We start from the raw sequence: 22,792 nt of genomic DNA, 5'->3' as shown, positions 1-22,792 counted from the left end.
GTCAGCCCTTGGCGCGCGGCTGCTTGACCGGGGGTTCACCGAGCTCGGCGTGCTCGGCGGTCACCGAGTCGACGTCGCCGCCGCTCACGGTGAGGTCCTCGATGCGACCCAGGGCCACCAGGTCCGAGCGGGCCGCCTCCAGGTGCGAGGCCGATGCCCCGGGCGCCACCAGGGTGACCCGCAGGATCGGGGTCTTCTGGGACACCTTCGCATCGGACTTGATGCGCCGCACCGCGATCACGGCCTGGGAGAGCGCATCCAGCAGCGCGGCGTCCTGACCGGCTGAGGCCTCACGCAGCGGCGCGGCTTCCGGCCAGGGCTGCGTGTGCACGCTGCCCTCGCGCCACCAGGACCACACCTCCTCGGTGGCGAACACGATCACCGGGGCGAACAGGCGCAGCAGCACCTCCAGCGTGATCGCCAGAGCCGCTCGGGCCGAGGCCGCGGCCTGCTCCCCGGCCTGGCCGTGCGCACGCTCCTTCACCAGCTCGATGTAGTCGTCGCAGAACATCCAGAAGAACGGCTCGACCACGTTCAGGCTGCGCGCGTAGTCCATGTCGTCGAACGCCACCGTGGCCTGCTCGACCACCTCGGCCAGCCGCGCCAGCAAGGCGCGGTCCAGCGGCTCGGTCACGGCCGACGGGTCCGCCGCCAGGCGCCCGGCCGGATCGGCGGGGGCCGGGCCGAAGCCGAGCGCGAACTTGGAGGCGTTGAGGATCTTGATCGCCAGGCGGCGGCCGATCTTCATCTGCCCCTCGTCGAAGGCGGTGTCCACGCCCTGACGGGCACTGCCGGCCCAGTAGCGCACGCCGTCGGAGCCGTGCTGCTGCAGCAGGCCGATCGGGGTGACCACGTTGCCCTTGGACTTCGACATCTTCTTGCGGTCCGGGTCCAGGATCCAGCCGTTGATCGAGGCGTGCTTCCACGGCAGGGAGTCCTGCTGCAGGTGGGAGCGCACGATGGTGGAGAACAGCCAGGTGCGGATGATGTCGTGCCCCTGGGGGCGAAGGTCCATCGGGTAGACCTTGGCGAACAGGTCCTCGTCGTGGCCCCAGCCGCCGGCGAGCTGCGGGGTCAGGGAGCTGGTGGCCCAGGTGTCGAGGATGTCGGGGTCCGCGGTGAACCCGCCCGGCTGATCGCGCTGAGACTCCTCGAAGCCGCTCGGCACGTCGATGGTGGGGTCGATCGGCAGGGACTCGACCGGGGGAGTGAGCACACGCTCGTAGTCCGTCTCGCCGTTCGCATCGACCGCGTACCAGATCGGGAAGGGCACCCCGAAGAAGCGCTGGCGGGAGATCAGCCAGTCACCGGTCAGGCCCTCCACCCAGTTGCGGTAGCGGGACTCCATGTGACCCGGGTGCCAGGCCAGCTCGCGGCCCCGCCCGATCAGGCGCGAGCGCAGGCCGTCCTGCGACTGGTCGCGGCCACCGTTGGCCAGGTACCACTGGCGACTGGTCACGTACTCCAGCGGCTTGTCACCGTTCTCGTAGAACTTCACCGGGTGGCTGATCTTCTTCGGCTCCCCCACCAGGTCACCGGTCTCGGTGAGCATCTCCACCACGCGCTTCTGGGCGCTGAACACGGTCAGCCCCGCCAGCTCGGCGTAGCGGGCGATGCCCTCCCGGGAGGTGATCCAGGGAGCGTCGGCCACGAAGCGACCGTCGCGGCCGATCACCGAGCGGGTGGGCAGGTCCAGCTCGCGCCACCAGATCACGTCAGTGGAGTCGCCGAAGGTGCAGATCATGGCGATGCCCGCGCCCTTGTCGGCCTGCGCCAGGGGGTGGGGGTTCACCGGCAGCTCCACCCCGAACAGGGGAGAGGTGACGGTGGTGCCGAACAGGTGCTGGTAGCGCTCGTCGTCCGGGTGGGCCACCAGGGACACGCACGCCGGCAGCAGCTCGGGGCGGGTGGTCTCGATGAACACCGTCTCCCCGGAATCGCCGGTGCGGGAAAAGCCGATGCGGTGGTAGGCGCCCTCGCGGTCGCGGTCCTCCTGCTCGGCCTGCGCCACGGCAGTGCGGTAGGTGACGTCCCACATGGTGGGGGCCTCCGCCTGGTAGGCCTGGCCGGCCTGCAGGTTCTCCAGGAACGCCCGCTGGCTCACCGCGCGGGAGCGGGAGTCGATGGTCTGGTACGAGTAGTCCCAGTCCACCGAGAGGCCCAGGGTGCGGAACACCTCCTCGAAGGACTTCTCGTCGATCTCGGTGAGCTTCTCGCACAGCTCGATGAAGTTGCGACGTGAGATCGGCAGCTGGTTGGCGGCCTTCGCGGACTTGTTGTCGCCGCCCTCCTGCGGGGGAGTGAAGTCCGGGTCGTACGGCAGGGAGGGGTCACAGCGCACCCCGTAGTAGTTCTGCACTCGGCGCTCGGTGGGCAGGCCGTTGTCGTCCCAGCCCAGCGGGTAGAAGCAGTTCTTGCCGCGCATGCGCTGGTAGCGCACGATCATGTCGGCCTGGGAGTAGCCGAACACGTGGCCGATGTGCAGGGACCCCGAGGCCGTGGGCGGCGGGGTGTCCACGCTGAACACCTGCTCTCGCGTGGTGTCCCGGTCGAAGGCGTAGTCCTTGCGCTTGCTCCATACGCCGTCCCACTTCGCCTCCAGGCCCTCCAGGGAGGGGCGATCGGGGACAGTGGATCCGGGGGGGGACCCGGGGGCGGTGCCGGCGGTCGTGCCGGCGTCCGGGCGCGCAGAGGTTTCGGTCATGGCCGCCATTGTTCCAGGATGAGCGCGCAGGTGCACGACGGGCCGGTGTCGGTGCCATCACGCCGGGCAGCAGGGGCCCGTAGCCTGGAGACATGGCTCCGGATCGCATCGCTGTCGTCTCCGACGTCCATGGGAACGTGACCGCCTACGAGGCGGTGCTCGCCGATATCACCGATCGCGGCATCGATGTGGTGGTGAACCTGGGGGACGTGGCGGGCAAGGGGCCGCGGGGCTCCCACGCCGTGGCCCTCACCCGCCAGCGCTGCGCGGCGACGGTGCGCGGCAACTGGGAGGGCTACCTCACCGCCGAGGATCCGCCCCGCAACCCGGCTCTGCACTGGTGGCGCAGTGAGCTGACCGAGGCCGACAAGGAATGGCTGGGCGCCCTGCCCGCAGTGATCGACCTCGAGCTGAGCGGGCGCGGTGTGCGGCTGCTGCACGCCTCGGCGGTCGACGAGTTCACCCGGGTGCGCCACGACCACTCGGACGAGGAGTTCGCGGGCATGTTCGCCAGCACCCCCTTCACCCGGGACCGGGAGGTGCTGGGGTCGGGCCCCGGCGATGTCGGCGGTTTCTCGCCGACGGTGGTGGTGTACGGCGACATCCACGATGCCTACCTGGAGGTCCGCTCGGGCCGCACCCTGGTGAACGCCGGCAGCGTGGGCAACTCCCTGGACGGCGACACCGCTGCGTCCTACGTGATCCTGGAGGGACGGCTCGACGCCGCCGATGCCCCCTTCGGGATCCAGTTCGTGCGGGTCCCCTATGACATCGAGGCCGAGATCGCAGTGGCCCGGGAGCTGGACATGCCTGACTGGGAGCCCTACGCGATCGAGCTGCGCACCGGGGTGTACCGGGGGCTGCATGCCCAGCTGGGGCTGACGGTGGAATGAGCGGTCGCGACATCGTCTGCCGTGATGACGCGGGGACGGCTGCTACCGGGCGGGAGGTCGACAGTGGTGCGCATGTGTGCATCGCAGGTGATGCACACGTGATGAGGAAGGTGCTCACGGCACCCGCGCGGTCCACTCCTCGGTGCCGAACTTGGTCTCCACCAGCTCGCGTGCGCGGCCCAGCTCCTCCTCGGTGTAGGTGGCGGGACGGGTGTCGTAGCGGCCGCGGAAGTACTGCAGGAACCCATCGATGATCTGCTCGCGGGCAAGGCCCGTCTGCGACCGCATCGGGTCCACCCGCTTGTTGGCGCTGCGGGTGCCCTTGTCCGAGAGCTTCTCCCGGCCGATCCGCAGCACCTCACCCATCTTGTCGGCGTCGATGTCGTAGGCCAGGGTCACGTGGTGCAGCAGCACACCGCCGGCGAAGCGCCGCGGGGCGGCCCCGCCGATCTTGCCCTGCTCGGAGGCGATGTCGTTCAGCGGCACGTACCGGGCGTTGACCCCGATCTCCGCGAGCGCGCCCATCACCCAGTCGTCGAGGTAGGCGTAGGCCTGCTCGAAGCTGAGGCCCTCCACCAGGGAGGTGGGCACCACCAGGGAGTAGGTGAGGCAGTTGCCGGGCTCCATGAACATCGCGCCACCGCCGGTGATGCGCCGCACCACCCCGATGCGGTGCCGCTCCGCGCCCTCGGCGTCGATCTCGTTGCGCAGCGACTGGTAGGAGCCGATCACCACCAGGGGGGAGTCCCAGTCCCAGATGCGGAACATCGGGCCGCGGCGGCCGGCCACCATCTCCAGCGGCAGCACCTCGTCGAGCGCCACGTGCAGCACCGGCTCCATCACCACCGGCTCGAACACCTCGAACGTGAGCTCGTCCCAGCTGCTCGCGTGACCGAGCGCCCGCCGCACGGCGATCGCCACCGCCTCGGCGTCGAAGCCGATCATCTGCACCGGCTCCGGGCGGGCGTCGAGGCGCGCTGTGATCGCAGCAGCCAGCTCGGCCGCAGTGGCCTCGATGGGCATGCCGGTCAGCGCGTCGCCGATGTCCTCCAGGGCCTCATCGGGCTCCAGGAAGAAGTCGCCGAACACGTGGACGGTGCTGATCTTCTCGTCGTTGGCCTCGACATCGACGGAGACCAGCTTGCCTCCGCGCACCTTGAACTCTCCGCGCATGTGCGGCTCTCCTTCTCGTGGTCGTCGTTCGTATGGTGAGGCCCGAGGCTGACTCAGGGCTTAGTGGCCAGGGACAGCAGCGCCGCATGGACCGCGCTGACCAGGTCCTCGGGGGTGTCGCCCTTGGCGGCCTGGATGACGTAGGTACGGCCGTCGAACTCGCGGGTCACCCGCGGCAGCAGGGTCTTCCAGTTCTTGGAACCGCCCACGGACACCAGGAACGTCCCCGCACGGGGATCGCCCTCGCGGCGCACCCGGACGCCGAGCATGTCCGCCTCCAGGTCCGGCTGGCGGCGGGCCACCAGGGGGAACCCGGCGGCGGCCAGCAGATCGGGATCGAACACGTCCCACAGCAGGGCCCGCACCTCCTCGAAACCCACCGAGGCGGGCTCGCCGATGAACTCCGGCAGGTTCGGCACGTAGGCCGCGTCGTTGCGCCAGCGCTCGCCGGAGCTGATCGCCCGCAGCCTGCGCACGGCGCGGTCGCGGGTCTCGTCGTCGGTCAGGGACCCGATGTTCAGGGCGAAGGTGCGGTGCGGCCGCGTGCCCACCAGCCACACGGGCGAGCCCTCCTCGACGGCGTCGAACTCCAGGCCCAGACCGGTGCCGCTGGCCCCGACCTGCAGCCAGGCACCGGGCCCGCGCCGTGAGGTGCTGAACCGCACTGGCCGCCCGTACAGCTCATCGGCGGCCAGGCGCAGGGTGTCCAGGTGGGAGCGGAACTCCGCGACCAGGTCCTGGTCCAGCAGGCGGCGGGGGGAGCCGGCCCGGAACACCGAGGTGGAGGGGGCGTCCTCGCTGAGCTCACCGATGAGCCGCCAGAACTCCGCGCGCTTGGGGTCCTTCTTGACCAGTCGCTTCGTGAACGTCGCCCAGGTGGTGCGGATCAGGCGCTCGTCGGTCACCTCGAGGTTGCTCTTGCGGTGTTTGGGCATCAGCAGCACCAGGCGGCTCTCTGGTGTGGGCAGGGCCGCCAGGGCATCGCCCACCTGAGCGTCATCGACGGGCCCGTCCACCGTGATGTCGATGGCGATGCGGGCAGCCGGATCGGCATCGACCGATGCCTCCAGGTCGAACTGCTCGCTGCCGGTGCGGGAGGAGGTGCGGAAGGCGCTCAGCCCGTCCTCGGACCGCAGGATGACCTCGCCGAACGCGGAGCGGGCCTTCGGATCGCGCAGCACGTACTCGAGCATGTGCCGCACCAGCTCCTCGCGCTTGGTGCGCTTGGTGATATCACCGGTGCCGGATCCGCCGGCCACGGCGCGCTGGGACATGTCGAACGCGTAGGAGATCATGCGTCCGGTGGACAAGGACGAACGTGCCACGGCGTGCTCCTTCTTTCGGCGGGCGCGAACGCGCCACCTGCTCACTCTACGGAACCGGGGCCCCGGGCATAGATCTGTCGCACCAGATCCTCGATCGCGGGCTCGGCCAGGGACAGGTCCCGCACCTCGGCCTGCGCGCCGATCGCCGACAGCAGGGCGGGCACGGTCAGCCGCGCACCCTGGAAGCGGATCCGGTGGCGGATCCCCTCCGCCTCCACGGCCGCCGGCTCGGCACCGGCCGGCAGCTCCAGCACCTGCCGCGGCTGGGCGAGATCGACCACCAGTTCACGGGGAGCCCCGAGGCTCTGGCGGAACCCCGCCAGGGCCCCGTCGTAGGCGATGGTGCCGGAGTTCACCACCACGATCCGTTCGCAGAGGCGCTCCACGTCGCTCATGTCGTGGGTGGTGAGGAACAGGGTGGTGCCGCGCTCTGTCCGATCCTCGCGGAGGAACCGCCGCAGTCCCTCCTTGGAGACCATGTCCAGGCCGATGGTGGGCTCGTCCAGGATCACCAGCGCAGGGGAGTGCAGCAGCGCGGCCGCGACCTCGCCGCGCATCCGCTGGCCCAACGACAGCTGCCGCACCGGCTGGTCCAGGAACGCAGTCAGGTCCAGCCCCTCGGCCAGGCGCTCCAGACGGGCGTCCCGGGCGGCGTCGGTGAGGCGATGCATGGCGGCCAGGATCCGGTAGGAGTCGCGCAGCGGCAGGTCCCACCACAGCTGGGAGCGCTGCCCGAACACCACCCCGATCTCGCGGGCCAGCAGCCGGCGCTCGGGCACCGGCTGCCTGCCCAGCACCCGCACCTGCCCGGAGGTGGGCTGCAGGATCCCGGTCATCATCTTGATGGTGGTGGACTTCCCGGCCCCGTTGGCACCCACGAAGCCCACTGCCTCACCGCGCTCGACGGTGAGGGTGATGTCGTCCACCGCCCGCACCACGCGCCTGCGGCGCAGGCGGGAGCCGTCGGCCTTGGCACGCACCACGTAGTCGCGCCGCAGCGCCGAGAGCTCGACGGCGGGGCCTGACGTCGACGGGGCGGGCCCGGCCGGCTGATCGGGCGCGCTCGGCTGATAGGGCCCGCCCGGCTGCGCGGGGTCGGTGTGCTCGTTCATCCGCCTGCTCCTGTGTACGTGCGGATCCCCGCGCGCCACAGCAGCGCAGCGAGGGCCCAGGTGAGGATCGCCGCCGGCACGCCCATCCAGCCGGTCCACTGCGGCAGCAGCATCGGCCCAGGCAGGTCCAGCAGCACGAGGGTGGGGGCGTAGGCCACCAGGGTCGCCGGGATCACGAAGGTGAAAAAGGCCCGCATGGGCAGGGCGAACACCGCACCGGGGGTGGAGGCCACGTAGTTGCCGCCGTAGGTGAAGGCGTTGGCGAACTCGCGGCCGTCGATCAGCCAGAACTGCATGGCACCGGCCATCGTCAGCAGTGCGCCGAAGATCGCGGCGCCCGCCAGCGGAGCGATCACCGCCAGCGCGAGGGTGGTTGCCGTGGGGGTGAAGCCGGCGATCCCCAGGGCCACCACGTACATGCCCAGGCCCACCAGGATCCGCCCGATGCGCCGCAGGGACAGGTCCAGGCTGGAGATCTGCAGCAGCATCGGCACGGGCCGGATCATCAGGGTCTCCAGCTTCCCGGACTTGATGTACGTGGAGAGCCCGTCGATCTCCCCCAGCAGCAGATCAGCGATCCCGAAGGCCAGGGAGCCCAGGCCGTACACCACCGCGACCTGCGGCAGTGTCATCCCGCCCAGGGTGCCCACGTTGGCCAGGATCACCCACAGCTCCAGGAACTCCACGCCCACCATCAGGGCCTGCCCCAGCAGGTCGGAGACGAAGCTGGCGCGGTAGCTGGCCTGGGAGCGGATGCGCGACCCGTACAGGGTGCGCACCATGCGGGCGGTGGACACGGGCCGGTGCGCCCGCGGCTCGGAGGGCCGGGATCTCGAGGTCTCAGCCACCCTGCACCTCCAGTGAGCGCACCCCGGCGCGCAGCATCAGCACCGACGCACCGCCGAGCACCACGACCCATACCACCTGCACCCCGATCAGCGGCAGTGCGTCGAGTGGCGCTACCCGCCCGGACAGCGCGTCGATCGGGGTCTGGACCATGGAGGGGAACGGGGTGGCGCGGGCGATGGCCAGCAGCCAGTCCGGGAACCACACGATCGGGATCAGGAAGCCCGAGAGCAGGTTCATCACTGCTGTGTACACCGTGGTCAGGCCCCGGTTCTCCACCAGCCAGAACGCCGCCAGGTTCACCATCGCATCGGCCAGGAACGCCACCGTGATTGCCAGCATCACCGCGACCGCCCCCAGCAGATGGGACAGCGGATCGGGGGGCAGCGCGATCCCGGTGACGACGGCCCCGATCAGCATCGGTGGGATCCCGCGGGCCAGCAGCAGGTAGGCCGAGCGGCCCAGCTTCGCGGCATAGAGCTGCCCCAGCAGGTCCACGGGTCGCAGCAGGTCGATCGCGACGTCGCCCTGGCGGATCCGCAGGGCGAGCTCGCGGGTGCCGAACACCTCGATCGGGGCCAGCAGCGCCTGGCCCAGCCACACGTAGGTGGCGGCCTGCAGGGCGTCGTAGCCGTTCAGCTCCCCGCCGGCGGTGCCGATCGCGGCCAGCATGATGGAGGCGCGGATGAACCCGAAGATGGTGTTGGTGAACACGCCGGCGGCCGTGGCCATGCGGTACGTGGAGTACTGCCGGAAGGATGCGGCGGCAATCCTCCGGTATGCGAGCACTCGCGCGAGCCTAGTCCCGTGGTGACCTGCGAACAAGGGCCAGGCCGTGGAAGAGTCGCAGGTGGCCCGCTAGCGTGTGTCCATGCCGTCCTACGTGCATCGTGTCCCGGGGGCACTGGCACCGTACGTTCGCTCCTGCGTGGGGTACGACTACCGCCTCGCACCGGAGGCCGCCCACCACGGGCTGCCCTCCACGGGCATCACCGTGATCATCGCGTTCGACGAGCCCTTGGACTGCTCCTGGCTCGACGGTGCGCAGCGGGCGCGATACGACACGCTTCTGGCCGGTCTGCACACCCGGCCGTCCCTGATCCGCACCCACGGGCATCAGCACGGGATCCAGCTGTCGGTGACGCCCCTGGGGGTGCGCGCCCTGTTCGGGGCCCCGGCCGGTGCCTTCGCTCAGGTTCTCGTGGACGGCGACGACGACTCCCGCATCCCGGCCGACCTGCAGCGCCGACTCCAGGACATTCCCTGGCGCGACCGGTTCCGCCTGGTGGACGAGCACCTGCTGCGTCGCATCGATCCAGCAGGGGCCAGCATCCGTCCCGAGCTCGCTCGAGCCTGGCACCTCCTGGGAACACGCGCCGGTGCGATCAGGGTGAAGGACGTGGCGGGGGAGGTGGGCCTCTCGCGCAGGCAGCTGCTCACCACGTTCCGCCACGAGTTCGGCGTGACTCCCACGCAGGCCCGGCGCCTGGCGCGGTTCGACGCGGCGCAGCAGCTGCTGAAGACCGGGTGGCAGGCCGCCGAAGTCGCTGCCCGGGTGGGGTATGCCGATCAGCCCCACCTGAACCGTGAATGGAGAGCGCTGGCCGGGGTCACGCCGAGCCAGATGCTCGACGACTTCCCCGTCGTCCAAGACGAGGTGCCCTGACCGCGCGCATGCTGGTCACATGACCACACCACAGCTGTACCACTGCCTCCGCTCCACCGACGCCGATCGCACGATCGCCTTCCTCACCGCACTGGGCTTCACCGAGAAGCTGGTGTTCCGCGACCCCGAGGACCCGACGATCGTGCACCACGCCCAGTTCCAGTGGCGGGACCACGGCGGGCTCATGCTCGGGTCCGTCCGCGGCGACGAGGAGGAGACCGCTCCCTGGTTCCGGCCCGGCGCATCCGTGTGCAACCTGGTCGTCCCCTCCGACGAGCAGGTCGACGAGGTCCTGCGCCGGGGCGTCGAGGCCGGTGGACGCGTGGCCGCCGAACCCAGCGAGCCTCCGCATGGCGGCCGCACCGCCGGGCTCCTCGACCACGACGGGAACTACTGGAACATCGACTCCTACCCCGGGGAGTGAGGGCGCGCCCCCCGCGTAGGCTGGGCACATGACCGATGCTGCGCCCCTCACCGCCGTCGTCACCGGAGCCTCCTCCGGCATCGGCCGTGCCACCGCCGTACGTCTCGTCGCCGACGGCTGGCGGGTCCTGGCCGTCGCCCGCCGCGAGGAGAAGCTCGCCCAGCTCGCGGAGCAGACCGGCTGTGAGGTGCTGAGCGTCGACGTCACCGACGACGACTCCGTGGCCCGCCTGGCCGAGCGTTCGCGGGAGCTGTTCGGCGAGACCCTCAATGCCGTGGTGCACGTGGCCGGCGGCGCCCTGGGGGTGGAGCCGGTCGCTGAGGCGGACCTGTCCAAGTGGCAGGGCATGTACGACATGAACGTGCTCGGGGCCCTGCGGGTCACCCGCGCCCTGCTGCCCGCCCTGCGGGAGAGCGGCCGCGGCGACGTCCTGTTCGTCACCTCCGTCGCCGCGCACGAGGCCTACCCGGGCGGCTCCGGGTACAACGCCGCCAAGGCGGGTGAGCACATGTTGGCCCGCGCCCTGCGCCTGGAGCTGAACGGGGAGAAGGTGCGGGTCATCGAGATCGCCCCCGGCATGGCGCACACCGAGGAGTTCTCCCTCACCCGCCTGGGCGACCAGGCCGCTGCCGACAAGGTGTACGAGGGCGTTCAGAAGCCGCTGACCGCCGAGGACTGCGCCGACGTCATCTCCTACGCCCTGAACGCCCCGCACCACGTGAACCTGGATCTCGTCACGGTGCGCCCCCTCGCGCAGGCCGCCGCCCACGCGGTGGCCCGCGGGAAGGGCGTGTGATGGCCGCAGGCCCCGGCGGGGGCGGCCGCGGAGGCGGCGGGAGAGGGCACCACGGGATGCCCGAGATCACCCTGCCGCCCGGCCAGAAGCCCGACACCCGCCGCGTGATGCGGCTGTTCACCCCGTACCGCGGCACCATCGCTGCAGTGCTGCTGCTGATCGCCGTGGGCGCCGCCGCCGGGGTGATCTCCCCGTTCCTGGTGCGCGAGATCGTGGACGTGGCCCTGCCCGAGCAGCGCATGGACCTGCTGGCCTGGTGCGTCGGCGGACTGATCGCCGTCACCGTGGTCTCCAGCGCCCTCGGGGTCACCCAGTCGATGCTGTCCACCCGCGTGGGCCAGGCCGTCATGCACGACCTGCGGGTCGCCGTGTACGGGCACCTGCAGCGGATGGGGCTCGGCTTCTTCACCCGCACCCGCACCGGTGAGATCCAGTCCCGCATCTTCTCCGACATCGGGTCCATGCAGGCCGTGGTCACCAACGTGATGACCCAGATCGTCTCCAGCGCCGCAGGCATCGTGATGGCCCTGGTGGCGATGGTGGCCCTGGACTGGCGGCTGACGCTGTTCTCCTTGATCTCCATGCCGTTCGCGGTGTGGATGAACCGTCGCGTGGGCCGTCGGCGCCGCGAGATCGTCAAGGCCCGCCAGGAGAAGGCCGCAGACCTCTCCGCCGGGATCCAGGAGTCGCTGTCCGTCTCCGGGATCCTGTTGGGCACCACCATGGGCCGCACCCGCGCCCTGACCGAGAGCTTCGCCGTGGACTCCCGGGGCCTGGCGGACCTCGAGATCCGCTCCGAGATGGCCGGCCGCTGGCACATGGCCGTGTTCAGCACGCTGATGGCGATCTTCCCCGCGCTCACCTACCTGCTGGGCGGGTACCTTCTGTTCACCGCCGATGAGCCCGGCACCCTCGGCGGCGTGGGCGGGACCGGGGTCACCATCGGCACCCTGGTCGCCTTCATCTCCCTGCAGACCGGTCTGTTCCCCCAGGTGAACGGGCTGCTGCGGGTGGCCACCCAGGTCAACAGCTCGCTGGCCCTGTTCACCCGGGTGTTCGAGTACCTGGATGCCCCGATCACCATCGACGACGCCCCCGGCGCCCGCGCGCTGGACCCCGAGCAGGTGCGCGGCGAGATCCGCTTCGAGGACGTGGACTTCACCTACCCCGGCGCCGACGAGCCCACCCTGCACGGCATCGACCTGGTGGTCCCGGCGGGCAGGCACACCGCCCTGGTGGGTGCCACCGGCTCCGGGAAGACCTCCACCGGCTATCTGATGGCCCGGCTCTACGACCCCACCGGCGGGCGCATCACCCTGGACGGGCACGACCTGCGCGAGGTGGCCATGGAGTCCCTGGCCGCGTGCCTGGGCGTGGTCACCCAGGAGACGTACCTGCTGCACGCCACCATCGCGGACAACCTGCGGTTCGCCCGGCCCGACGCGACCGACGAGGACCTGATCGTCGCCTGCCGGATCGCCCAGATCCACGACCACATCGCGGCCCTGCCCGAGGGCTACGGCACCGTGGTGGGCGAGCGCGGCTACCGCTTCTCCGGTGGGGAGAAGCAGCGCCTGGCGCTGGCCCGCACCATCCTGCGGGACCCCCCGGTGCTGCTGCTGGACGAGGCCACATCCGCCCTGGACGTGGCCACCGAGCGGGCCATGAGCGGCGCGCTGGATGCCGTGGCGCGCGGCCGCACCACCGTCTCGATCGCCCACCGCCTCTCCACCGTGCGCCACGCCGACCAGATCGTGGTGCTGGAGAAGGGCGACATCGTCGAGCGCGGCACCTACGAGGAGCTCATCGCGGCCGGAGGGGCCTTCGCGGCTCTGGCCGCCCAGGACGCGCGCGAGGGCGAGCACGGGGAAGGGGCCGAGCTCGAGGAGCGCGCCGAGCGGGAGCTGGAGGAGCAGCGCGAGGACCGCGCCCGGCGTGAGGAGCAGGCCCTGGAGAAGAACATGACCATCGAGGGGGCCTTCCGGGTCGAACCCTGACCGATCTCATACCAAAGTCAGGGTCGAGTACACCCATGGCGGGATGCAGTGCGCCGTGATCCGCGGAACCATGGAGTCAACGCCCGGCGGGATCCCGCCGCGATGGACTCTCATGGGAGGAGCGGACATGACGACCACCACTGATCATCACCGAGGCACCGCCGCCCCCCACCGCTTCCCGCGGAAGCCTGCTGTGGGCCGTCCGGTGCTGTTCGCCGTGATGCTCAGCGTCGCGGCCCTGTTGCTGCTTGCCGTGCTGATCGCCGGACCCTCACTGCCGATCCCGCTGATGATCGCCGCCGCCGTCGGCGCGCTCGGCCTGGTGGTGCTCAGCTGGACGGTGGCCGGTCCCCGGCTCTGAGGAACCGGTTCTCAGACGTCGATCTCGATCTCGCCCTCCCCGCGCGAGACGCAGGTGATCATGTTGGAGTCCTTCTCGTCGTCCATGAGGAATTCGTCCAGGTGCTCCACCTCGCCGCTGACCAGTGGGACCATGCAGGTGCCGCACACGCCGCCCTCGCAGGAGTAGTCCATGGAGATCCCTGCGTCCAACAGGGCCTGCAGCAGCGATTGGCCCTCCGCGACCTCGACCGTGATGCCGGACTTCAAGCACTTGGCGGTGAACGGTTCTCCGAACAGGGACATGCTCGCTCCTCGGGTGGATCAATGGCGCAGGCCGACGGTTCGGGCCCGATGCACCACCCAGGATGTCACGGCCACCCGGTGAGGTGACAGGACCCGTTCAGCCGCGTGAGCGCCGTTACACGGATGAGGCCGCCGCCCCGCCCCAGCACTGACCCCCCGCTTACGCCCACCGCCGGTGCCTGGCTACACTGACCGCATCGGCATCGACCCGGCCATCACCGGTGAGCCGCGGGAAGAACAGCCGCCACCCCCACCTCGGCGCCGAGTCGCAGCGGGGGAGTCGGCCCAGTAGAACCCGCCGGGACCAGCCCGTCACAGCTGAGGAACAAGGGGATCCCCCGCGCCGGCCCGCTGGCGAGAGGGTCAACCGAGGTGGTACCGCGCAGGCCGCGCCCGCAGGGGCAGCGGCGGCGTCCTCGGGCAGCACAGCCGCAGTCCGCCACCCTCTGGAAGGTCCCCCATGGTCTACCCGGTCACCGGAGCCGCCCTCGTCCCCTCCCCGAACCTGCCCGAGCTCGAGGAGCGCATCCTCGCGTTCTGGCGTCAGGACGACACCTTCCGCACCTCCATCGCCCAGCGCGACGGCGCCGACGAGTACGTGTTCTACGACGGCCCGCCCTTCGCCAACGGCCTGCCGCACTACGGGCACCTGCTGACTGGCTTCGTCAAGGACGTGGTGCCGCGCTTCCGCACCATGTGCGGCCAGAAGGTGGACCGCCGCTTCGGCTGGGACACCCACGGCCTGCCCGCGGAGCTGGAGGCCATGCGAGAGCTCGGCATGACCGAGAAGCACGAGATCGAGCAGATGGGGGTTGGCCAGTTCAACGCCGCCGCCGAGGCCTCGGTGCTGACGTACACCAAGGACTGGGAGGAGTACGTCGAGCGGCAGGCCCGCTGGGTGGACTTCGAGAACGATTACAAGACCCTGGATGCCTCCTTCATGGAGTCCGTGCTGTGGGCGTTCAAGACCCTGTACGACCGCGACCGCGCCTACGAGGGCTACTCAGTGCTGCCGTACTGCTGGAAGGACCAGACCCCGCTCAGCTCCCACGAGCTGCGCATGGACGACGACGTCTACCAGATGCGGCAGGACCCCTCGGTCACCGTCCCCTTCCCCTTCACCGGGGACAAGGCCGCCCAGCTGGGCATCGAGGGCGTGCGGGCGATTGCCTGGACCACCCCCCCGTGGACCCTGCCCACCAACTTCTCCCTGGCCGTCGGCCCCGAGGTCACCTACGTGGTGGTCCCGGCCGGCCCCGAGGGCGCGGCCGACGGCGCCGCCGCCGGTGAGGTCCGCTATCTGCTGGCCGCCGAACTGCTGGCCGCGCATGCGAGCCTGCTGGGCTACGCCGACGCCGAGGCCGCCCAGGCCGCGGTCGAGGAGCGCAGCTTCGCCGGTGCGGAGCTCGAGTACGTGACCTACCAGCCGCTGTGGGACGTGTACTCCGCGGACCGCGAGCGCTGGGGCACCGAGAACGCGTGGATCGTGACCGTCGCGGACTACGTCTCCACCGAGGACGGCACCGGCGTGGTCCACCAGGCCACCGCCTACGGTGAGGAGGACCAGAAGGTCAACGCCTCCTACGGGATCCCGGTGATCGTCTCGGTCGACGAGGGCGCCCAGTTCCTCGACCTGTTCCGCGGCACGGCCCTGGATGCCATCGCCGGGGTGCAGGTGTTCGAGGCCAACCGGCCCATCATCCGCACACTCAAGGCCGATGGCCGCCTGCTGCGCGAGGCCAGCTACGAGCACTCCTACCCGCACTGCTGGCGCTGCCGGAACCCCCTGATCTACAAGGCCGTGGGCTCCTGGTTCATCAAGGTCGCCGACATGCACGAGGACCTGCTGCGCCTGAACGAGCAGATCACCTGGGTGCCCGGCAACGTCAAGCACGGCCAGTTCGGCAAGTGGCTGGAGGGCTCGCGCGACTGGGCGATCTCCCGCAACCGCTACTGGGGCTCCCCGATCCCGGTGTGGAAGAGCGATGACCCGAACCACCCGCGCATCGAGGTGTACGGGTCGCTCGCGGAGCTGGAGGAGGCCTTCGGGCGACTCCCGGTGGACGAGAACGGTGAGGTGAACCTGCACCGCCCCTACATCGACGAGCTCACCCGCCCCAACCCCGATGACCCCACCGGACGCTCCATCATGCGCCGTGTCACCGACGTGTTCGACGTGTGGTTCGACTCCGGGTCCATGCCGTTCGCGCAGGTGCACTACCCCTTCGAGAACACCGAGTGGTTCGAGTCCCACAACCCGGCCGACTTCATCGTGGAGTACATCGGGCAGACCCGCGGCTGGTTCTACGTGATGCACGTGCTGGCCACGTCCCTGTTCGACCGGCCCGCGTTCTCCAGCGTGATCTGCCACGGCATCGTGCTGGGCGACGACGGCGAGAAGATGTCGAAGTCGCGCCGCAACTACCCCGATGTGCGGGAGATGTTCGACAAGTACGGCGCCGATGCCATGCGCTGGTACCTGATGAGCTCGCCGATCCTGCGCGGGGGCAACCTGGTGGTGGCCGAGCCGCAGATCCGCGACGCCGTGCGGCAGACGGTGCTGCCGCTGTGGAACGTCTGGTACTTCCTGGGCATGTACGCCAACGCCGCCGGTGCCAAGGATGCAACCGGCCGCCCCACCGGGTATCGCGGCCAGGCTCGCTACGAGTCCGACGACGTCATGGACCGCTACCTGCTAGCCCGAACCGGGCGCCTGGTGCGCGAGGTGCGCGAGCAGATGAGCGAGCTGGCGATCGCCGATGCCGCCGCGTCCATCCAGTCCCACCTGGACATGCTCACCAACTGGTACGTGCGCCGCTCCCGCGACCGTTTCTGGGAGGGCGACGAGACCGCGATCGACGTGCTCTCCACCTGCCTGGAGACGCTGTGCCGGGTGGCGGCGCCGCTGCTGCCCATGGTCACCGAGGAGATCTGGCAGCAGCTCACCGGCGGCCGCTCCGTGCACCTGACCGACTGGCCCGACGACTCGCTGTTGCCCGCCGGGGAGGAGGCGGATGCACTGATCGCCTTCATGGACGACGTGCGCGCCGTGGCCAGCGCCGGCAACGCCCTGCGGAAGAAGGAGGGACTGCGCGCTCGGCTGCCCCTCGCGGAGCTGACCGTGGTGCACGCCGAGCCGGCCGCTCTGGAGCCCTTCGCCGGCATCCTGCGCGATGAGCTGAACGTCAAGGCAGTGCGCCTGCTGGACGTCGCCAGTGAGGAGGCCCAGGGCATGGGCGTGGAGCAGCGCCTGAGCGTGAACGCCCGCGCCGCAGGACCCCGCCTGGGCAAGCAGGTGCAGCAGGTCATCAAGGGTGCCAAGTCCGGCGACTGGTCCGTGGCAGGCGACGGCACCGTCACCGCCGGCGGCCTGGAACTTGTCGATGGCGAGTACACGCTGGACCTGGTGGCGGGGGAGTCCGCAGCGCTGGAGGGCCGGGCCGTGGGCGTGCTGCGCGGCGGTGACTTCCTGGTGCTGGACACCCGGGTCACCCCGGAGCTGGAGGCCGAAGGCACGGCCCGCGACGTGGTGCGCGCCATCCAGGCGGCCCGCCGCGACGCCGGCTTCGACGTCTCGGACCGCATCCGCCTCACCGTGGACGGCGACGCACAGGTGGTGGAGGCCGTGGCCGCGCACCGCGATTTGGTGGCCGGCGAGGTGCTGGCCATCGAGGTGCAGGTCCCCGCTGCTCCTGCCGAGGGCGCGCACGCGGCGGCCGAGAAGGTCGCCGGAGGGTCGGTGACGGTGTCGGTCGCGAAGGCCTGATCAGTTCCATCCACGACGGCGGGCCGGGGGGGATCCACCGGCCCGCCGTTCGTCTTCGTCCCGTGCTTCCCGCGGCCTGCCGGCTCCCGGCGGCGCTGTTCCCCGTGCCGGGAGGCCGTTGGCCGGGGCTCAGCCGATCCCGTAGTGCTCGTAGAAGTGGGACATCGTCGTCGGCACGGGTTCCTCGTGTTCGAGCAGTTCGTAGGCGGGGATCTCTGTGCCATCGGAGATGACGCCTCTGACTGCGACATCGATGGCCTGTCCGGGATCGAACATCTCGTGAATCACCTCGACGCCGCGCCTCCAGGCTTCCTCGAAGGCGTCGGGCAGCTCATCGGCGGTGACGTCCAGGGTGATGGTGCCGCTGACGGTGGTACCCAGCCCGCCGCCGGGTCCGCCGATGATGTCGGCTCCGGTGACTCCGGGAGCGGACTGGATCTCGCGGTTGACGTCGCTCCAGCCGGGCTTGGAGAACCCGCTGCATCCAGTCACCAGGGAGAACAGACCCATCGCGCCTGCTACCAGGACATGGCGACGCCTCGGTGCCATCGCTGCTCCTCCTGTCGTGTCACGCCTTGTGTGAGAGTAGGTGATCCGGACCAGATCGCGCTCACCTGGGGGACGTCCACGGTCAACGTGGCATGCTGGCCCTGGTGACTATCGGGCAGGGAGGCATGTGCGGTGATGAGCAGACGAGGAATCCTCGGCGGCGTGGGGGCGCTGGCCGCAGCAGCACTCACGGGATGCTCCGTACTCCGAAAGGACCGCGCCGAGCTGATCACGGAAGCCGTGCTCGAGATCCCGGGCGTCACAGGAGCGTCGTTGCGGACGGGGACCAACAACAGGTTCCTGCAGTACGTCGCGGGTGACGTGGAGATCGATGCAACGTCAGCATCGACCGGGCTCGGCATCTACGACGACGTGATGCGTACGGCAGTCACCATTCTTCATGAGCGGGACGAGCCCGATACGAGGGTCGGTGGGATCACCGGTCGACTTCCCGACGGAACCGAGCTCACCGCACTGGAGCTGCATCCCGAGTTTCCTACTGAAGACCACAGGCTCGACTACGTGGGCGCTTCATCGCTCTATTCGCGGTACGGCCTGAGCTGACCCGGAAGGGCAGGACATGCGCTTGATCGCACTGTTCGCGTTTTGGCCTGGCATGGCTGCTGCCGTCGGTATGTCGAGTCAGGACCTGTGCTCACGCCCAACGGTCACTACGTGTGATTCTGCGACGTAGGTGCCATCCCCCAGATAGATCCCGGTCAGGTCGTTCTGCAGGGGTCCGAGTACGGGGTGGCTTTCGGTGGAACGCCCGACTGTTCCGGCATAACCAAGGTGTGGTTCCCCGTCCGGGCCCACGGAGTCATGGTTGACGTGCAGCCATTCCGCCCCGGACGTCGGAGCTGCTGTGCCGGGTAGGACCACTTCATGCAGGTTCGGAGCCTGAAGGCGCCCCCCACCGATCTGTGTCCCCTGCAGGTCGAGGTGCGCGATGTGGTCCCCAGTCGAGGACGGCCATCCCAGGGAGGCGGGTCCGTGAGTCACGTTGACCACCTCGGTGCCGCCCTGGGCTGGTAGGACCGTCTGCACCGGTGAGCCCACGGAGAACGCATGGGTGACGTTATAGGTGCCGTCGGCCCCGGAGGCCGAGTTGAAGCTCGGGTCCGATGCCAGGTGCGATCCCACGATCCCACCCTGTGAGTGACCCACCAGCATCACGTTCGAGCCCGGAGGGATGCCCGCCGCGTCCATCGCGGCGCGCACGTCGTCCATCGCGGCCGGGTGCTGGCCGGCCACCAGACGCAGGTTCGATGCCCAGTCCCGTGAGTTCCCCTGTGAACCCCAGGCATCCCAGGTGTCGATGTCCGCACCTTCGGTGGGCGGGATCTGCACAATGTAGACCGGGTCGCCCCCCTGGGAGTTGTGGACTTCCTGAATGCCGATCTGACCGGATTCCAGCGGAGCGTCGTCGGGGTTGGGGAGGCGGAGTTGGTTGTTCTCCAGAATCAGGTCCTGCAGAGTCTGCGGCCCTTCGACCGGGCCGGTGGTGATCTCGACGCCGTGCACGATCCCGCCAGGCCTGTCGTCGAAGAAGTCGGTCCCGGGTGAGCCCGGCACCATGTCGTACAGCGCTGCCGCGCCCGAAGCGGTGGTGACCGCGGCGCCGGCGACCAGCTCGGCGATCGTCGGAACCCGCTGCCCGGTCATCCAGCCCGTGAAGGTTTCGCCCAGATGCTCGGCATCTCGGCGGAACACCTCGAAACCGCTCATGTCCATGCCGAGCCCGTTGCCCATCGTGCTGATGCCGTCCATCAGGAGGTCGCTGCCCCAGCCGATGCCATCGCTGATCAGCCCGGCCGTATCGGAGAACAGCTGCTCGGCCGGGTTCTCCAACCAGTTCGGGATCCACGGGTTGTCCTCGTGGAGGTAGCCGCGGTCCATCCGGTCCGTCGGGGCGTCCGGGACGGTGCTGGGGCGGGTGCCGGGGCCGGATTCGGTGCCGTCGCGGTCAGAGACCACGTCCTGCTGATCGGCCTCGCCCTCCAGCTGGGAGGCCTGGTCCTCGAGCTCTGCGAGCAGGCCGCTGATCCGCCCACTGGAGAGCTGGAGCCACTCGTCCCGGAAGCTGTCCGCGTCCGGTCCCTCCCAGGTCACAGAAGTGACAGCACCGTCCAGTGCGCCGCGCAGCTCCTCGATGCGGTTCATCCCGGTGCGGCAGGCGGCGCTGTGGTCGCGCACCTGCTGGGTGTCCATCCCGTAGAAGCCGCTCATGACCGGGCCCCCTCACCGCTCGTACCTGCGGGGTCCTCGTCCCCGGGCGTCGGTGGCAGGCCGGAGGCGAAGCGGATCGACTCCTCCAGCAGGGGGATCACGGTGCCTAGGACGTCACCGGGCTCCACCGCCACCACCTCGATCTGCGAACGGTCCGGGGTGTCGGTGCGGTAGATCCCCAGCTGCCCGCAGTTCCACAGCCGTGCGATACTCACCGGCTGTGCCAGGCGGGCCGGATCGGGGGAGTGGAGGGTCAGGCTGAGGGAAGCGCGGTCCCCCCGGGCGGTGAGGGCGTCCTGCAGGCGAGGGTCCAGCCCATCGAGGCGGGAGAACGCGGTCTCGGCGTCGGCCCCGGCGACGAGCAGCTCTCGCAGATGCGCGAGCTGGGCGGCATCCAAACGAAGGGTGTCGGGCTTGTTCTGCACTGTCAGACGGGGCGGCGTCCCCAGGGCGCTGCCGTCAGGCAGCACGTCGGCGAACAGTCGCGGGAGGTCCTCGAGAACACACTCCGACCACCGCGAAGCGCCGGGCTCCTCGTCAGTGGGCACCTCGGAGTGCTCCACCGTGGCACCGTCGGCATGGACGCCCACGCGCACCCGGTGTGCGAGACCGCCTGCCTCCACTGCCAGCACCATCACCGCGGGGGCGGTCATCTGGCGCACCAGGAGGTCCAGTTCCGGGCCTTCCAGCGAGCTCTTCACCGCCTCCGTCCTCACCCCGTTTGCCTCATCGGCCGTTAGGGCTCGGTAGATCGGGTTCAGCGCGCGCTCGGGTGTGCCGGCGGCGCGGACGGCGCCGATCGCCTCGGGCACGTCCTGGGTCAGCGTGGTCATCTCGAACCTCCCGTGAGCGGTGCCTGCCCCGTTCAGCTCCGATGGCGAACAGGGCGCTGGTGTGGCCTGGTCCGTTCACCGTACGAGCACCCCACGGTGGTGACCATGGGTAGAACTGCCCATGTGGACGAGAACTAGCTGGGGAGGAACCGCGCGACCGGCGACGCCCGGGTGCATCTCAGGGAACCCCTGCGATGCGCTGGGGCCGGATATCCTGAGAGATGGCCGGGCAGCCCGGTCCACTTCCCGGAGGTCCCTGTGCCCACTGAATCCCCTGGCGCATCACGCGCCACTTCGCTCCTCAGCCGTCGTCCGCTCCTGGCCGCGATCATCGCGCTGCTGCTGGCGGCCAGTACCCTCGCTGTTCCGGCCCACGCGGGGCCCACCCCCGCAGGACTCGGTGGTTTCGATCCCGGCGCTCTCATCAGCGACGAGGTGATGTTCGACGGAAACCGGATGTCGGCCTCCGAGGTCGATCAGTTCCTCCGCGACCAGGGAGCGAACTGCCGCACCGCGCGCGGTGGCGCGCCCTGCCTCAAGGACGTCCGCATGGACACCCCGCAGCGAGCCGCAACCGACGTGTGCGAGGCGGTTCCGGCCCGCACCCAAGGCACAGCCGGCGAGATGATCACCGACGTCTCGCGCGCTTGTTCCGTGAACCCGCAGGTGCTGCTGGTGATGCTCCAGAAGGAGCAGGGCTTGATCACGACAACTTCGCCTACCTGGACCAAGCTCGACCAGGCCTTGGGGTTCCGCTGCCCGGACTTCGAGGCCTGCGATCCGCGATATGCCGGACTCGGCCATCAGCTCTACCATGCTGCGAAGCGCCTCCAGGAGTACGGCGATGCCTCTCGTGGCTACCGCTACCAGGTCGGGGCCAACCTGATCCAGTACAGCCCCTACCCGTTCTGCGGCGAAGCTTCTGTGAACATCGCCAACCGGGCCACTGCCGCCCTGTACAACTACACGCCGTTCACCCCCACCCAGGCCACGCTCGATGCCGGGGCCGGTGCTGTTGCGGACGACGTGTGTGCCACCTACGGCAACCGCAACTTCTTCCGGAACTTCTCGCTCTGGTTCGGTTCTCCCAATGGCACCTCGGCACATGCGTACCCGGTGGCCGCACCGATGGGGCGCACCCCCCAGGCGCCGTTCCGGGACGTCAACCACGGCGACCTCGTGTTCTTCACCGAGATCGCATGGATGAAGCACGCGGGACTGGCCAACGGGTGGTCCGACGGAACGTACCGGCCCTTCGAGCCGATCAAGCGCGATGCCATGGCTGCGTTCCTGTACCGGGCCGCCGGCTCGCCCGCGTACACACCGCCTGCCGTCTCACCGTTCAAGGACGTCTCACCCACCCGAGAGGTCTTCTACAAGGAGATCACGTGGGCGCATTCCGAAGGCATCGCCGAGGGCTGGCCCGATGGCACCTTCCGTCCTTACGAGCCCGTCAAGCGCGATGCGATGGCCGCCTTCCTGTATCGCGCGCAGGGATCGCCTCCGTTCACGGCCCCGGCCGTCAGCCCGCTGAAGGACATCAGCGTGCGCGACACGATCTTCTACAAGGAGATCAGCTGGGCATACTCCGAGGGCATCACCACGGGCTGGCCCGATGGCTCGTACCGGCCGTACTCGCCGATCCTGCGCGATGCCATGGCGGCGTTCATCTACCGAGTCGAGGTGGACTGAGACGGCCGGGCGCAGCCGTCGCCACTGAGCAGCGCGCCGGCTGCGACACCTGCCACCCCGAACCTTCCCGGAGACGTTGCGTCGGAGGCGCCCTCCGTAGACTGACCAGCGCCCCGTCCGCGCCCCCGTAGGAGACCCCGTG

At 69.9% G+C, this 22,792-nt stretch carries 19 protein-coding genes; 9 read left to right on the top strand and 10 right to left on the bottom strand.

From position 1 onward, the window contains the following. Position 1 precedes the first annotated feature (1 nt). Positions 2 to 2,704, bottom strand: a complete 2,703-nt coding sequence (gene valS, locus IOE58_RS05655; protein WP_193865439.1) for a valine--tRNA ligase — start codon at positions 2,702 to 2,704, stop codon at positions 2 to 4. A 92-nt stretch (positions 2,705 to 2,796) separates the two neighbouring features. Here valS and IOE58_RS05650 point away from each other — a divergent pair, with 92 nt between their 5' ends. Further along, on the top strand, positions 2,797 to 3,597 hold the full coding sequence (locus tag IOE58_RS05650) for a metallophosphoesterase family protein (protein WP_193865438.1): 801 nt from the start codon (positions 2,797 to 2,799) through the stop codon (positions 3,595 to 3,597). 114 nt (positions 3,598 to 3,711) lie between these two features. On the opposite strand, the gene IOE58_RS05645 is transcribed toward IOE58_RS05650, so the two are convergent. From IOE58_RS05645 to IOE58_RS05625, 5 genes are read right to left on the bottom strand one after another with little or no spacing between them, the layout of a single operon-like run. Then, positions 3,712 to 4,770 (bottom strand): lipoate-protein ligase LplAB, encoded by a 1,059-nt coding sequence (locus IOE58_RS05645; protein ID WP_193865437.1) that lies wholly within the window; start codon positions 4,768 to 4,770, stop codon positions 3,712 to 3,714. A gap of 53 nt (positions 4,771 to 4,823) precedes the next feature. Next, entirely contained in the window at positions 4,824 to 6,095 is a 1,272-nt protein-coding gene (locus IOE58_RS05640; RefSeq protein ID WP_193865436.1) for a hypothetical protein, read from the bottom strand. 41 nt (positions 6,096 to 6,136) lie between these two features. Further along, entirely contained in the window at positions 6,137 to 7,207 is a 1,071-nt protein-coding gene (locus IOE58_RS05635; protein ID WP_193865435.1) for an ABC transporter ATP-binding protein, read from the bottom strand. Beyond that, entirely contained in the window at positions 7,204 to 8,055 is an 852-nt protein-coding gene (locus IOE58_RS05630) for an ABC transporter permease (RefSeq protein WP_348981887.1), read from the bottom strand. The genes IOE58_RS05635 and IOE58_RS05630 overlap by 4 nt, the downstream gene beginning before the upstream one ends. Then, the gene (locus IOE58_RS05625) at positions 8,048 to 8,842 is read right to left on the bottom strand and encodes an ABC-2 family transporter protein (RefSeq protein WP_193865434.1); all 795 of its coding nucleotides are present in this window, start codon (positions 8,840 to 8,842) and stop codon (positions 8,048 to 8,050) included. The genes IOE58_RS05630 and IOE58_RS05625 overlap by 8 nt, the downstream gene beginning before the upstream one ends. 82 nt (positions 8,843 to 8,924) lie before the next feature. On the opposite strand from IOE58_RS05625, the gene IOE58_RS05620 reads away from it, so the two are divergent. The 5 genes from IOE58_RS05620 to IOE58_RS05600 all read left to right on the top strand — a co-directional run bounded on the left by IOE58_RS05620 (position 8,925) and on the right by IOE58_RS05600 (position 13,297). Beyond that, the gene (locus tag IOE58_RS05620; RefSeq protein ID WP_193865433.1) at positions 8,925 to 9,719 is read left to right on the top strand and encodes a helix-turn-helix domain-containing protein; all 795 of its coding nucleotides are present in this window, start codon (positions 8,925 to 8,927) and stop codon (positions 9,717 to 9,719) included. A 19-nt stretch (positions 9,720 to 9,738) separates the two neighbouring features. Then, a complete protein-coding gene (locus tag IOE58_RS05615) occupies positions 9,739 to 10,143 on the top strand; it encodes a VOC family protein (protein WP_193865432.1) in 405 nt (134 codons plus the stop codon). A 28-nt stretch (positions 10,144 to 10,171) separates the two neighbouring features. Next, positions 10,172 to 10,939, top strand: coding sequence for an SDR family oxidoreductase (locus IOE58_RS05610; RefSeq protein WP_193865431.1), 768 nt, complete (start codon positions 10,172 to 10,174; stop codon positions 10,937 to 10,939). A 56-nt stretch (positions 10,940 to 10,995) separates the two neighbouring features. Continuing rightward, positions 10,996 to 12,936, top strand: a complete 1,941-nt coding sequence (locus IOE58_RS05605; protein ID WP_228019053.1) for an ABC transporter ATP-binding protein — start codon at positions 10,996 to 10,998, stop codon at positions 12,934 to 12,936. A gap of 127 nt (positions 12,937 to 13,063) precedes the next feature. Then, the gene (locus tag IOE58_RS05600; RefSeq protein ID WP_193865430.1) at positions 13,064 to 13,297 is read left to right on the top strand and encodes a hypothetical protein; all 234 of its coding nucleotides are present in this window, start codon (positions 13,064 to 13,066) and stop codon (positions 13,295 to 13,297) included. Positions 13,298 to 13,308: 11 nt separating this feature from the next. Here the strand turns inward: IOE58_RS05600 and IOE58_RS05595 are convergent, their stop codons facing one another. Continuing rightward, on the bottom strand, positions 13,309 to 13,581 hold the full coding sequence (locus tag IOE58_RS05595; RefSeq protein ID WP_193865429.1) for a 2Fe-2S iron-sulfur cluster-binding protein: 273 nt from the start codon (positions 13,579 to 13,581) through the stop codon (positions 13,309 to 13,311). 460 nt (positions 13,582 to 14,041) lie between these two features. On the opposite strand from IOE58_RS05595, the gene ileS reads away from it, so the two are divergent. Continuing rightward, entirely contained in the window at positions 14,042 to 17,347 is a 3,306-nt protein-coding gene (gene ileS, locus IOE58_RS05590) for an isoleucine--tRNA ligase (protein WP_193865428.1), read from the top strand. 129 nt (positions 17,348 to 17,476) lie between these two features. Here ileS and IOE58_RS05585 read toward each other — a convergent pair whose 3' ends face one another. Further along, positions 17,477 to 17,896, bottom strand: a complete 420-nt coding sequence (locus IOE58_RS05585; RefSeq protein WP_193865427.1) for a hypothetical protein — start codon at positions 17,894 to 17,896, stop codon at positions 17,477 to 17,479. A gap of 162 nt (positions 17,897 to 18,058) precedes the next feature. Between IOE58_RS05585 and IOE58_RS05580 the strand changes: the two genes are divergently transcribed. After that, the gene (locus IOE58_RS05580) at positions 18,059 to 18,460 is read left to right on the top strand and encodes a hypothetical protein (RefSeq protein ID WP_193865426.1); all 402 of its coding nucleotides are present in this window, start codon (positions 18,059 to 18,061) and stop codon (positions 18,458 to 18,460) included. 78 nt (positions 18,461 to 18,538) lie between these two features. Here the strand turns inward: IOE58_RS05580 and IOE58_RS05575 are convergent, their stop codons facing one another. Further along, positions 18,539 to 20,125, bottom strand: coding sequence for a WXG100 family type VII secretion target (locus IOE58_RS05575; RefSeq protein WP_193865425.1), 1,587 nt, complete (start codon positions 20,123 to 20,125; stop codon positions 18,539 to 18,541). After that, positions 20,122 to 20,958 (bottom strand): hypothetical protein, encoded by an 837-nt coding sequence (locus IOE58_RS05570; protein WP_193865424.1) that lies wholly within the window; start codon positions 20,956 to 20,958, stop codon positions 20,122 to 20,124. The genes IOE58_RS05575 and IOE58_RS05570 overlap by 4 nt, the downstream gene beginning before the upstream one ends. A 258-nt stretch (positions 20,959 to 21,216) precedes the next feature. On the opposite strand from IOE58_RS05570, the gene IOE58_RS14770 reads away from it, so the two are divergent. Continuing rightward, the gene (locus IOE58_RS14770) at positions 21,217 to 22,650 is read left to right on the top strand and encodes an S-layer homology domain-containing protein (RefSeq protein WP_259792043.1); all 1,434 of its coding nucleotides are present in this window, start codon (positions 21,217 to 21,219) and stop codon (positions 22,648 to 22,650) included. The last annotated feature ends 142 nt before the right edge of the window (positions 22,651 to 22,792 follow it).

It is taken from the genome of Brachybacterium epidermidis, assembly GCF_015209585.1.
Lineage (GTDB): Bacteria > Actinomycetota > Actinomycetes > Actinomycetales > Dermabacteraceae > Brachybacterium > Brachybacterium epidermidis.
This window is presented reverse-complemented; position numbering and strand designations above follow the sequence as displayed.